The 13,099-nt window shown below is 35.2% G+C and carries 12 protein-coding genes and 1 riboswitch; of the genes, 7 read left to right on the top strand and 5 right to left on the bottom strand.

Annotation, left to right across the window (positions count from 1 at the left end):
* Both RT037_RS00845 and pckA read left to right on the top strand, forming a co-directional pair.
* Entirely contained in the window at positions 1-909 is a 909-nt protein-coding gene (locus tag RT037_RS00845) for a GYDIA family GHMP kinase (protein ID WP_313027147.1), read from the top strand.
* Between the two features lie 107 nt (positions 910-1,016).
* Positions 1,017-2,612: a phosphoenolpyruvate carboxykinase (ATP) gene (gene pckA / locus RT037_RS00840; protein WP_312323341.1), complete on the top strand. Its 1,596-nt coding sequence runs from the start codon at positions 1,017-1,019 to the stop codon at positions 2,610-2,612.
* 62 nt (positions 2,613-2,674) lie between these two features.
* On the opposite strand, the gene RT037_RS00835 is transcribed toward pckA, so the two are convergent.
* From RT037_RS00835 to RT037_RS00820, 4 genes are read right to left on the bottom strand one after another with little or no spacing between them, the layout of a single operon-like run.
* A complete protein-coding gene (locus RT037_RS00835; protein ID WP_313027143.1) occupies positions 2,675-3,178 on the bottom strand; it encodes an NUDIX domain-containing protein in 504 nt (167 codons plus the stop codon).
* Positions 3,179-3,184: 6 nt separating this feature from the next.
* Complete coding sequence (gene xerD / locus RT037_RS00830) at positions 3,185-4,090, bottom strand: site-specific tyrosine recombinase XerD (protein ID WP_313027140.1); 906 nt, start codon at positions 4,088-4,090, stop codon at positions 3,185-3,187.
* A gap of 38 nt (positions 4,091-4,128) precedes the next feature.
* Positions 4,129-4,563, bottom strand: a complete 435-nt coding sequence (locus RT037_RS00825) for a dCMP deaminase family protein (RefSeq protein ID WP_312324835.1) — start codon at positions 4,561-4,563, stop codon at positions 4,129-4,131.
* A 1-nt stretch (position 4,564) separates the two neighbouring features.
* Positions 4,565-5,335 carry an enoyl-CoA hydratase-related protein gene (locus RT037_RS00820; protein ID WP_313027136.1) on the bottom strand — a complete coding sequence of 257 codons (771 nt, stop codon included), beginning with the start codon at positions 5,333-5,335 and terminating at the stop codon, positions 4,565-4,567.
* A gap of 292 nt (positions 5,336-5,627) precedes the next feature.
* Between RT037_RS00820 and eno the strand changes: the two genes are divergently transcribed.
* Both eno and RT037_RS00810 read left to right on the top strand, forming a co-directional pair.
* The gene (eno, locus tag RT037_RS00815; RefSeq protein ID WP_313027134.1) at positions 5,628-6,920 is read left to right on the top strand and encodes a phosphopyruvate hydratase; all 1,293 of its coding nucleotides are present in this window, start codon (positions 5,628-5,630) and stop codon (positions 6,918-6,920) included.
* 81 nt (positions 6,921-7,001) lie between these two features.
* Positions 7,002-8,288, top strand: coding sequence for a citrate synthase (locus RT037_RS00810; protein WP_313027131.1), 1,287 nt, complete (start codon positions 7,002-7,004; stop codon positions 8,286-8,288).
* A gap of 111 nt (positions 8,289-8,399) precedes the next feature.
* On the opposite strand, the gene RT037_RS00805 is transcribed toward RT037_RS00810, so the two are convergent.
* Positions 8,400-9,272 (bottom strand): DMT family transporter, encoded by an 873-nt coding sequence (locus tag RT037_RS00805; RefSeq protein WP_313027129.1) that lies wholly within the window; start codon positions 9,270-9,272, stop codon positions 8,400-8,402.
* Positions 9,273-9,531: 259 nt separating this feature from the next.
* Here RT037_RS00805 and RT037_RS00800 point away from each other — a divergent pair, with 259 nt between their 5' ends.
* The 3 genes from RT037_RS00800 (at position 9,532) to ctlX (ending at position 13,045) form a co-directional block, all read left to right on the top strand.
* Positions 9,532-10,446: a dimethylarginine dimethylaminohydrolase family protein gene (locus RT037_RS00800; protein WP_312322219.1), complete on the top strand. Its 915-nt coding sequence runs from the start codon at positions 9,532-9,534 to the stop codon at positions 10,444-10,446.
* A 65-nt stretch (positions 10,447-10,511) separates the two neighbouring features.
* Positions 10,512-10,612, top strand: a riboswitch (SAM riboswitch).
* A 138-nt stretch (positions 10,613-10,750) separates the two neighbouring features.
* Positions 10,751-12,037 carry an O-acetylhomoserine aminocarboxypropyltransferase/cysteine synthase gene (locus tag RT037_RS00795; RefSeq protein ID WP_313027123.1) on the top strand — a complete coding sequence of 429 codons (1,287 nt, stop codon included), beginning with the start codon at positions 10,751-10,753 and terminating at the stop codon, positions 12,035-12,037.
* An 84-nt stretch (positions 12,038-12,121) separates the two neighbouring features.
* Complete coding sequence (gene ctlX / locus RT037_RS00790) at positions 12,122-13,045, top strand: citrulline utilization hydrolase CtlX (RefSeq protein ID WP_312322223.1); 924 nt, start codon at positions 12,122-12,124, stop codon at positions 13,043-13,045.
* Positions 13,046-13,099: the final 54 nt, after the last annotated feature.

The following is a 13,099-nucleotide window of genomic DNA, read 5'->3' as shown; positions in this document are numbered from 1 at the left end:
ATGAGTCAAATTTTTTCTCGCGGGAAATTATTGCTCACTTCAGAATACGTCGTGTTAGACGGCGCCGAAGCTCTTGCTGTACCAACCAATTGGGGGCAAGAGTTTTTTTTTAGAGAGCAACAAGAGCCCAATCATCTAGTTATTTGGACAGGAAAACATCAAGGGCAAATTTGGTTAACGACTAAGATTGATTACAAATCTTGGCAAGTTCTCGAGTCTAATAATCCTGAAGCTGCCGAATTTGTTTTAAAAACTTTAAAAAACTGTCAGTTGCTCGGCTCGACAAAATTCGAGGCTGATCAAAATATTGAAATTACTTCCAATTTGCAATTTCCTAGCAATTATGGTTTGGGAAGTAGTTCGACTTTGATGGCTTCTTTGGCGAAATGGGCTGATGTTGACGCTTTTGTTTTAAACGAAAAATCGTTGGGCGGAAGTGGTTACGATGTTGCTGTTGCAAAAGCCAATCATTCGATTTTATTTAAAATTGAAAATAATTTGCCAACTTATAAAGAAAGTGACTTCAAACCCAAATTTTTGGAGGATTTAATATTTGTACATCTTAACAAAAAGCAAGATAGTAGGGAAGGCATAAGACTTTATCGTTCTAAAGAAAAATCCGTACATTTAATCGCGAAGTTTAATAACATTACACAACAAGTTTTAAAGGCAAATCAACTTTCAGAGTTTTCAGATTTGATGATTGAACACGAAAGTCTACTTTCGGAGTTTTTAGAATTAGAAACTACGAAAAAGCGCTTTTTTGATGATTGCCCGAGTTTTATTAAGTCTTTGGGGGCTTGGGGAGGCGATTTTGTGTTAACTTCACGATTTGAGGATTACGAAAAATATTTTTCTAAAAAAGGTTTTGAAACAATAATACCATGGAATGAAATGGTATATTCGTAATTTTTAATTAATTTTTTTGAAAACTGACTATTGTCATTTTATTTATTTTAAAAATCTTACTTTAACGTTTTAAATTTGCAAAAGGTCAAAATAATATAGTAAAAATTATGGAACACATCAAACGCTACCTAGAGCGTAATGGTATCACAACTGACGCAGAGATACTTTACAATCCTTCTTACGAAACAATTTTCCAAGAAGAAATGAATCCTAATAACGAAGGATTTGCTAAAGGAACTTTAACTACAACTGGTGCAGTATCTGTGCAAACAGGTATTTTTACAGGAAGATCGCCAAAAGATCGTTACATTGTAAAAGACGCTGCTACAGAAAATACAATCTGGTGGGATGGTAACATCAACAGACCAACAACGACGGCAATTTTTGACGAATTACTAGGTCTTGTACAAAAAGATATGTCGGGGAGCAAATTGTATGTTGTTGATACATTCTGCGGTACTAACCCAGACACGCGTCTAAAAGTTAGATTCGTAACTAAAGTGGCTTGGCAAGCGCATTTTGTAACTAATATGTTTATCCGTCCTTCTCATTATGAGTTAGATCAATACGGAGAGCCTGATTTCTTAGTTATCAATTCTGCTGAAACTGTTAACCCGAACTGGAAAGACCACGGACTTAACTCTGAGGTTTTTGTAATGTTCGATTTAACTAAAAAAATGCAAATCATCGGTGGTACTTGGTACGGTGGTGAGATGAAGAAAGGTATGTTCGCAATGATGAACTACTATTTACCACTAAAAGGTATGGCGTCTATGCACTGTTCTGCTAACGTTGGCGAAGCTGGTGATGTTGCTGTATTCTTCGGATTGTCAGGTACTGGTAAAACTACACTTTCTGCAGATCCTAAACGTTACCTAATTGGTGATGACGAGCACGGATGGGATAACAATGGTGTATTCAACTACGAAGGTGGATGTTATGCGAAAGTTATCGACCTTTCTGCTGAAAAAGAACCAGACATTTATGGTGCTATCAGAAGAGATGCTTTGTTAGAAAACGTTGTGGTTAAAGATAATGGAGAAGTTGACTTTGCTGACGGATCTGTTACCGAGAATACGAGAGTTTCTTACCCAATCTATCATATCAACAAAATCGTTTTACCGTCAAAAGCAGGTCATGCTAAAAAGATTATTTATCTTTCTGCTGATGCTTTCGGTGTGTTGCCTCCGGTATCTATCTTAACAGATGATCAAGCGCAATATCACTTCCTTTGCGGTTATACTTCAAAACTTGCAGGTACTGAAAGGGGGATTACAGAGCCTACGCCATCTTTCTCTCCAGCATTTGGTGAGGCGTTCTTATCATTACACCCAACAATGTATTCTCAGACATTAATTGGAAAAATGAAAGAGCACGGTGCTAAAGCTTATTTAGTTAACACTGGATGGAATGGTACTGGTAAGAGAATTTCTCTTAAAGATACAAGAGCGATTATCGATGCAATTATCGATGGTTCTATTGACAAAGCAGAAACTAACACAGTTCCTGTAATGAATCTTGAATTCCCAACTGCGTTACCAAACGTATCAGAAGGAATCCTTGATCCAAGAGATACTTATGCTGATGCTGCAGAGTGGGAAGCTAAAGCTAAAGAATTAGCTGCTAAATACATTAAGAATTTTGAGCAATATACAGATAACGACGAAGCTAAAGCATTAGTTGCTAGCGGACCTCAAATCTAATGTTGATGTTATTTTAAATAAAGAAAGCCTCGCAATTTGCGAGGCTTTCTTATTTTTTGTAGTTAATATGTTTTAAAAAAAATTCTTTGGGAATCAAATGCGATGTCGTCCAAGTTGATGTCTTCTTTTTTAATCCAAACAAAATCAGAAACTTCATGCTCTTCCAATTCTGGAACAAACTTTTCCGAAACTTCATATTCATAAAATAAATCCAAAGTGTTGTAATCAATGTCTTTATAATGATAGACATTTGGTGCACTTGTAAGATATTTAAGTTTAGAAATATCGATGTCAATGTTTAATTCTTCTTTTAATTCTCGACGACAAGTTTCTTCTGCAGATTCTTTTGGATCAACAAAACCACCGCTAAGATCCATTTTCCCAATTGCAGGATTTTGATTTCTCTTGGTTAAAAAGATTTCTTCTCCGCAACGGATAACAACTGCGACGGCGCCAGCACAATTATGATACATTGTATTGTCGCATTGTCCACAACTCCATTTTTTTTCGCCATCCCACTTAAGAGATTTATTTCCACATTTAGGACAATATTGTAATTGATTCATATTTTTTTAAGCTTGATTTCTTGGATGATAATTGAGAATAACATCTCGCAATTCTTCGGTTTTTAGATGTGTGTAGATTTCGGTAGTTGTAATACTGCTGTGCCCAAGCATTTCTTGGATGTAGCGGAGATCTGCACCATTCTGTAACAAATGTGTCGCAAAAGAATGTCTAAAAGTGTGCGGTGAAATTTTCTTGTTGACACCTGCACGATCAGTTAATTCTTTAATAATTAAGAATACAATCACGCGTGACATATTTGCACCTCGAGAATTTAAGAATAATATATCTTCGTATTTTTTGTTTATTTTACCTTTAGCACGTGTGTCGCTAATGTAAGATAAAATAAGCTCTGAGGTGTATTCTGCTAAAGGAACTAATCTTACTTTTCCCCCTTTACCTTCTACTTTTAGATAATGTTCTTTAAAATTGATGTTTGATATTTTAAGATCAATCAATTCCGAAACCCGTAATCCGCAAGCGTAAAGAACTTCGAGAATACAACGGTTGCGTTGGCCAAGATCGTTACTTAGGTCAATACACTTCATGATACGCTCGATATCTTCAATGCTTAAGGTATCAGGAAGATATAATCCCAACTTTGGACCTTCTAATAGTGTGGCAGGATTGTCCTCGCGGATTTCGTCTTCAACCAAATATTTAAAAAATGCTTTTATAGAAGATATCCAACGCGCTTGAGATCGCTCGCTAATTTTCTTTTTAGAAAGTTGATAAATGAATTCTTGCAGATTTTCGAAGCTTATTTCTAATGGAGAAATGCCTTCTAATTCTGTCATAGCGTACTCTTGAAGCTTTTTAATATCTCGTACATAAGCATCAAGTGTATTATCGGAAAAGTTCTTTTCAAATTTTAAATAATTTGAAAAGTCACTTATTTTTTCGGACCAGTTCATCGTTTGTGTTTTTGAGTTGTGTTTAGTTATCGTTTTTGTTAATTTTCATAGAGTTTTTGTTCACTTATTTTTAAAGTTTCTATTCCAGCGCTAATTAAAAAATCTAATCCAGAGTCATCTGAATAATCACTGGTATACACCACTTTGGTAATACCAGATTGTAGTATCAATTTGCTGCATTCTTTACAAGGCGACATTGTTAAATATAATGTTGCTCCTTTTGCAGACTGTGTGCTAGACGATAATTTTAGGATGGCGTTGGCTTCTGCATGTAGCACATACCAATGTGTTTTTCCTGATTCGTCTTCGCAATTATTTTCAAAACCCGATGGTGTCCCATTATAACCATCGGATATAATCATTCTATCTTTTACTATCAATGCACCAACCTGTTTTCTTTTACAGTAAGAAAGGCTACTCCATTCAAGAGCCATTTTCAGGTAAGCAACATCGAATTTATTAAAGTCCGTCATTTTAGAAATTTGGTTTTCTCTTTTCTAAAAATGCACCAACTCCTTCTTTTTTATCTTCTAAACCAAACAATTCTCCAAAGCTTTTTATCTCTTGCTCAAAGCCTACTTTTGCATCATCAGACTTATTAACGGCTTGTATCGCTTTCTCAATAGCCATTGGCGAGTTTTTAGCAATAGTCTCTGCAAGCTCAGTTGTTTTGGCTAAAAGTTCTTCTTGAGAATAGACTTCGTTAACCAAGCCAATTTCTTTTGCACGTTGCGCAGATACCATTTTCGCTGTGAAAATCATTTCATTAGCTATTCCTTTTCCTACCAACTTTGGAAGGCGTTGTGTTCCTCCATAACCAGGGATCAATCCTAAAGTTACTTCGGGTAGACCAAGTTTTGCATTGTCGGATGCATAGCGAATATGACACGCCATTGCTAACTCTAGACCTCCGCCTAAGGCAAAACCGTTAACCGCTGCAATAACAGGTTTGTTAAAGTTTTCAATTTTGTTAAAAATCATTTCTTGGTTATCTCTTGCCAAAGCCTCTGCTTGTGCGACATCAAAATCCATAAATTCCTTAATGTCCGCTCCTGCAACAAAAGCCTTTTCTCCAGAGCCAGTTAAGATGACAGCTCTAACTTCTTTGTCATTTGCAATAGTATCCAAAGCCATTGAAAGCTCTGTGAATACAGGTTTGTTCAAGGCGTTTAAACTTTGTGGTCTGTTAATTGTGATAACCGCAATTTTTTCTTTTTTCTCTAAAATGATATTTTCAAAATTCATCTTCATTCTCTTTTGAATGCAAAGTACTAAATTAAACTTACTTATTAAATAAGTATCTTTCTTATTTGGACAAAAATATGAATAAATATATGGATATTTTTAGGCATTATACATTTTATTTTGAGTTTTTTTTCTTTTTCTTAATCAAGTGTTTAAGGTTTTTTTTTTTTTTACTATTGAAAGCTTTTAATAATTCTATCAAATATTAAACAAGTTTCTATTAAATATCAATTCAATTGATTATTTTTGTAAACATTTAAGAATGAATATTAAATCAAATTAAAATTTAAAAATGAGTTACATTTCTTTTATCGATGCTAGACAAATTTTAGACTCTAGAGGTAATCCGACAGTGGAGGTTGATGTATTTACAGAAAACGGTGCTATGGGACGTGCTGCAGTACCTTCTGGTGCTTCGACTGGTGAGCACGAAGCTGTTGAGTTAAGAGACGGTGGTAGCCTATATTTGGGAAAAGGTGTTCTTAAAGCCGTAGAAAATGTAAAAGAAATCATTGCTCCAGAATTAATTGGTCTTCCAGTTTTTGAGCAAAATCTATTGGATCAAATAATGATTGATCTTGATGGAACTAACAATAAAGGAAATCTTGGCGCTAACGCTATTCTTGGTGTGTCTTTGGCAGCAGCTAAAGCAGCAGCTAACGAATTAAAAATGCCACTTTACAAATATATTGGTGGTGTTAATGCTAACACACTTCCAGTTCCGATGATGAATGTTATTAATGGAGGTTCTCACTCAGATGCGCCTATTGCATTTCAAGAGTTTATGATTATGCCAGTGAAAGCAGAATCTTTCTCAGATTCATTGAGAAAAGGAACAGAAATTTTCCATTCATTAAAATCTATTTTAAAAGGAAGAAATCTTTCAACAGCTGTTGGTGACGAAGGTGGTTTTGCACCAACATTCAACGGTACAGAAGATGCTTTAGATACTTTGTTACAAGCGATTGAAAAAGCAGGTTACAAACCAGGTGACGATGTTATGTTGGCTTTAGACTGTGCTTCTTCTGAATTCTACGTTGATGGAACTTACGATTACAGAAAATTTGAAGGCGATAAAGGAGCGCACAGAAGCAGAGAAGAGCAAGTTTCTTATTTGGCTGATCTTTGTGCTAAATATCCAATTATTTCTATTGAAGATGGTATGCACGAAGACGATTGGGCAGGTTGGAAGATGTTGACAGATAAAATCGGTGATAGAGTTCAGTTGGTGGGTGATGATTTATTCGTTACTAATGTTGAGCGTTTAGCAAGAGGAATTAAAGAAGATACGGCAAACTCAATCTTGGTAAAAGTTAACCAAATTGGTTCTCTTTCTGAAACGATGGCAGCGGTACAAATGGCTCAAAACAACAAATATACTTCTGTAATGTCTCACAGATCTGGTGAAACTGAAGATGCAACAATTGCTGATCTTGCGGTTGCTATGAATTGCGGTCAAATTAAAACAGGTTCTGCTTCTCGTTCTGATAGAATGGCGAAATACAATCAATTAATTAGAATCGAAGAAGCTTTGGGTGAAACAGCTATTTTCCCAGGAATGGACGCTTTCAAAGTAAAAAGATAATAAGTTTTAACAAAATTTTAAACGAGCGAACTTTCGCTGTTCGTTCTATTTTATGTATATTTAAACCAAAATTATATAATAATGTCAGATAATAAAGTTATACTGAATTACGATGGTAATTCTTATGAATATCCAATCGTTGACAGCACTTTAGGTGATAGAGGGATTGATATTTCAAAACTAAGAGATCAAACAGGTCTTATCACTTTAGATTTAGGATACAAAAATACAGGAGCTACGCTTAGTGACATCACTTACCTGGACGGTGATAAAGGAGAATTGTACTATAGAGGTTATCCTATCGAGCAAATCGCAGAAAAATCGAACTTTACAGAAGTAATGTATTTATTACTTCACGGTGAATTGCCAACAGAAAGCCAATTTACTTCTTTCGATAATAATATTAAAAAATACAACTTCGTAGCAGACGAAATGAAGAAAATACTAGACGTTTTCCCTCGTTCTGCTCACCCTATGGGAGTTCTTTCTTCTCTTACTTCTGCGTTAACAGCATTTAACCCGAAAGCTGTAAATGTAAACTCTAAAGAAGAAATGGATCACGCAGCAGAATTAATGCTTGCTAAATTCTCTCATCTTTGTGCTTGGACTTACAGAAAAACTCAAGGTTTACCAATCAACCACGGCGATAACAGCTTAAGCTATGTAGAAAACTTCTACAGAATGACTTTCAGATTACCAAACGAAGAGTTTGTAATGGATCCAGTTGTTGTTAGTGCTTTAGATAAATTATTAATTCTTCACGCAGATCACGAGCAAAACTGTTCTACATCTACAGTAAGAATGGTAGGTTCTGCACACACAGGATTATTCGCTTCTATTTCTGCAGGTGTTTCTGCACTTTGGGGGCCACTTCACGGTGGTGCAAACCAAGCAGTAATCGAAATGCTAGAAATGATTGAAGCTGACGGTGGAGACGTTAACAAATGGGTAGAAAAAGCGAAGAGCAAAGAAGATAGCTTCCGTTTGATGGGCTTCGGACACAGAGTTTACAAAAACTTCGATCCAAGAGCAAAAATCATTAAGAAAGCTGCTGATGATATCCTTAACGCATTAGGAATCCAAGATAAAGCTTTAGATATCGCAATGCAATTAGAGAAAGTAGCGTTAGAAGACGATTACTTCGTATCTAAAAAATTATATCCAAACGTAGATTTCTATTCAGGAATTATCTACAGAGCATTAGGAATTCCTACAGAAATGTTTACAGTAATGTTCGCATTAGGAAGACTTCCAGGATGGATTTCTCAATGGAAAGAAATGAGACTTCACGGAGATCCAATCGGTCGTCCAAGACAAGTTTATCAAGGCGCAGGTGTAAGAGATTACGTTGCAATGACTAACAGATAAGAAGTTTTAAACTTCAATATAAAACTCCCAAAGTAATTTGGGAGTTTTTTTATGATTAAGTTTTTCATTTAAGTAAGACTTTAAGGTTTAAATCTAGAAAGCTTTGTCGTTTTACTTGATAGTTTTTGGAGAAGATGACATGTTGAGAGAAACACCTATTAATATTAAAACAATTCCGATTAAGAGATTTCTTGTAAAGTCTTCATTAAAGAACAAAACGCTGACTGCAACAGCGATAACTGGTTCTAAAGCGCCCATAATTGCGGTTGGTGTCGAACCTATTTTTTGAATCGCTAAGACCAAAGCAACGCTCGATATTAAAGTTGTTACAAATGCAAATGTCACAAAATTGAAGAATATCGAATAACTCGGAATTGTTAAACTCTCTTTTAAAACTAAAGATTTCATCAAGAAATATATTGATGTAAACAGCATTGAATAAAATGATAATTTAATTCCTGATACATTAATTTTCGCTTTATTAACGATGATGATATACAGTCCATAAAATAAGGCACTTAACAAAACGATGCCTAATCCAACAAAATTAATTTCGAGACTGTTGCCTTTTAGACAAAGCACAATAACGCCTAAGAAAGTCAACAGAAGCGAGACGATACCCATTTTAGAAAGCTTTTCACCATAAAATAAAAACATTACTAATGCTACCAAAACTGGATATACAAACAAAACGGTTGATGCAATGCCAGCGGATAAATAATCGTAACCAAGGAACAAAAATTCCGAAGATAAGGCGTAAAATAATCCTAGAATTAATAGGACTAATAATTCCCCTTTATTAATTTTCAAATTCACTTTTTTAAAAACTAAATAAACGCCAACCATAATTGCTGAAAACAAAAATCTATAAAACAATGTCACGTCCATCGAAAAGTTGATTTGCTTCATCGGAAGTATAAAAATGGGAATTAATCCGTACGAAATCGCAGAAATTGCAGCTAAAATATATCCTTGAGTCTTCATTTTTGTTGTTAAAACGCTGCAAAGCTACGACTAACTGTCTACATTTAGTCTATTGTACAGCTTTTTATAACTAACCAATAATTTTGTTAAACGGTTTGTTTTAACCATTGATTTTAAGGGTTTTGGATAAAATTTCCCATAAATTGATTATTGCTGATATATTTTCTTTTTATTTAAGCTTTATATAGATGATATTGCTGCTGTAGACGACTATGAAAATGTTATGCAATCATTATATTTGTGACAGACGAGTAATTTTATGAAGCTTAATATTAAAAACGAAACTGGAAGACTAAAATCTGTTGTTTTGGGGCAACCAAATTCCATTGGTGGCATACCAAGATTGGAGGAAAGTTATGATGCAAAATCCTACAATTCTATTCTGAAGAATATTTATCCTAAAGAAGTCGATATTGTTTCGGAGATGACGGCTTTCGAAGAGGTGCTTCTAAAACACAATGTCAAAGTTTATCGTCCAGAAGTTATTGAAGATTATAACCAAGTTTTTGCACGTGACGTCGCTTTTGTTATTGATGATAAAATGATTATTTCTAACATTATCGAAGATCGCGCTGATGAGCAGGAAGCTTATCGTAAAATTTTCGAAAAAGTAGCTTGGCGGAATATCATTAATTTGCCAGAAACTGCTCATATCGAAGGCGGAGACGTGATTGTTTGGGACGATTTCATTTTTATCGGGACTTGTTATAGTCAGGATTACAGAAGTTTTAAAACCGCTAGAACTAACGAATATGCCATCGAAATTCTAAAAGAATATTTTCCAAAAAAACGTATCCTCGATTTTGAATTAAAGAAAAACGATACCGAACCTTATAAAGGAATTTTACATTTGGATTGTACATTTAATCCGATTGGGAAGGATAAATGCATTATTTACAAAGATGGTTTTGTAGACGAAAGCGATTATCAATTAATTGTTGATATTTTTGGAGAAGAAAACTGTTTCCATGTTGATGATCAGGAGATGTTTGAGATGGTTCCTAATGTATTTTCAATTTCGCCAGAAGTGGTTGTTTCGGATAAAACTTTTACAAGAATGAACAATCATCTTCGTGATGTTTGGGGAATTACGGTGGAAGAAATCCCGTACAGAGAAATCTCTAAAATGGGCGGTTTGTTGCGTTGTTCTACTATGCCTTTGGTGAGAGAATAAAAATTTTTCTTGCAGATTCAAAAATTAGTTAATACTTTTGTTTTGTAATTCTGAAATAAGAATTACACTTATCCAGAAAGATGGAGGGAATTGACCCGATGAAATCTTGGCAACCTGCAAATGTAAGGTGCCGCATTCAACCTCAAGATTTGAGGAAAGATAAGTCAGAGACACTTTTTGAAAAGTATTATTAAAAATATTCAAAAAACTCTTTCGACTTGTCGGAAGAGTTTTTATTTTTCCGGCAATTGCTCGACATCTTGGATAAGTTTTTAGTTGATTAACGATTTAAAATTTATACAAAATGAGCAATTTAAAATTCGAAACTTTACAAGTGCACGCAGGACAAACCGTTGACAGAGATACAAACAGTCGCGCAGTTCCTCTTTATCAAACAACTTCTTATACTTTTAATGATGCGCAACATGCTGCGGATCTTTTCGGTCTCAAAGCTTTCGGAAATATCTACACCCGATTAATGAATCCCACAACTGACGTTTTCGAAAAAAGAATTGCCGCTTTGTATGGAGGCGTTGGCGCTTTGTCGGTTTCTTCTGGACACGCTGCTCAGTTTATCGCGATTACTAATATTTTGCAAAATGGTGATAATTTCGTGACATCGCCTTATTTGTATGGAGGAAGTCACAACCAATTTAAAGTGAGTTTTGCAAAATTTGGAATCGAAGCACGTTTTGCAAAAGACGACAATCCTGAAGATTTTGAAGCTTTAATTGATGAAAATACCAAAGCTTTGTATGTCGAGACCATAGGAAATCCGACGCTGAATGTAGCTGATTTCGAGGCTATTGCAGCTGTCGCTGGAAAGCATAACATTCCGTTGATTGTTGATAATACTTTTGGAGCTGGTGGATATTTGTTTAACCCATTTGAGCATGGTGCAAGCATCATTGTTGAATCGGCGACTAAATGGATTGGCGGTCATGGTACAAGTGTTGGCGGCGTTATTGTAGATTCTGGAAAGTTTGATTGGGCAAATGGGAAATTCCCGTTGTTGTCTCAACCATCGGCTGGTTATCATGATTTGGTGTTTACAGATGTTTTTGGTGTCAATTCAGATTTTGGGAATATTGCATTTATCATTAAAGCTAGAGTAGAAGGTCTTAGAGATTTTGGTCCTGCGATTTCGCCGTTTAATTCTCATCAGTTGTTGTTAGGTTTAGAAACTTTATCACTTCGTTTAGAAAGAACAGTTTCTAACGCACAAAAGTTAGCAGAGTTTTTAGAAAATCATCCAAATGTCGAAAAAGTAATTTATCCAGGACTTGAAAGTTTCACTGATAAGGAAAATGCAAAAAAATATCTAAAACGAGGTTTTGGAGGTGTTCTTAATTTTGAAATAAAAGGAGGAAAAGATTCTGCGGTTCAATTTATTAATTCATTAAAATTGGCGAGTCATCTTGCAAACGTAGGTGATGCTAAAACGTTGGTTATCAATCCATCATCAACAACGCACGAGCAGTTGAGTGATGCCGAACAAAAAGCAGCGGGTATCACGCCAGGACAAATCCGAGTAAGTGTTGGTATTGAACATATCGACGATATTATTGCGGATTTTGAACAAGCATTTTAACGATTCTGAAAACAAAATTATAATTTTAAAAGTTCCGTAGTTATTCTGCGGAACTTTGCTATTTTTGTGACTTAACTAAAAATTATGCAGACAACGAATACAGTTTTGATGATTGAGCCGATAGCTTTCGGTTATAATGCCCAAACGGCGGAGAATAATTATTTTCAGGTAGAGCAAAAAGGTGCTGAAGTTCAGGAGAAAGCTTTAGCGGAGTTTAATGCTTTTGTTGAAAAACTTAGAAGTAAAGGTATTAACGTAATCACTATTAAAGATACTTTGGAGCCGCATACGCCAGATTCTATTTTTCCGAATAATTGGGTGAGTTTTGCAGAAGACGGAACAGTTGTACTTTATCCAATGTTTGCTCCAAATAGAAGAGTAGAACGTAGTCAAGATATTTTAGATCAAGTTAAAGCTAAAGGTTTTAATATCAGTAAAATAGATGATCTTAGCGGAAGCGAACAAGATGAAAAATTCTTGGAAGGCACCGGAAGTATGATTTTCGATCATGATAACAAAATTGCTTATGGTTCTGTTTCTTTAAGATTGGATGAAAAGTTGTTCCGTGAGTTTTGTGCTAAATACAATTATACGCCAGTTGTTTTTCATTCGTTCCAAAGTTATGATAATGAGCGACTTCCTATTTATCATACTAATGTGATGATGTGCGTTGCGGATCGTTTTGCAGTAATCTGTTTAGAATGTATTGATGACGAGGACGAAAGACAAAATGTGGTGAACAGCCTCGCAGATTCTGGAAAAGAAATTGTTGAAATCACCGAAGCGCAAATGCAACAGTTTGCTGGTAATATGCTGCAAGTTAGAAATGATGAAGGAAAAACTTATCTTGTGATGAGTCAGTCGGCTTATAAGTCTTTGAGTGATAGTCAAATAAATCAAATTGAAAAGTATTCCGAAATTATATATTCGGATCTTGAAACCATTGAAACCAATGGCGGCGGAAGCGCTCGTTGTATGTTGGCTGAGGTTTTCTTACCGAAGGATTAGTTTCTATGGATGACAAACTCCCTAGCCCTGATGGAAGCGACATCCTTTGGCGTT

The sequence above is a fragment of the Soonwooa sp. genome (genome assembly GCF_032062245.1).
Lineage (GTDB): Bacteria > Bacteroidota > Bacteroidia > Flavobacteriales > Weeksellaceae > Soonwooa.
Note: the sequence above shows the minus strand (reverse complement) of the source record. Positions and strands in the feature narration are given on the sequence as shown.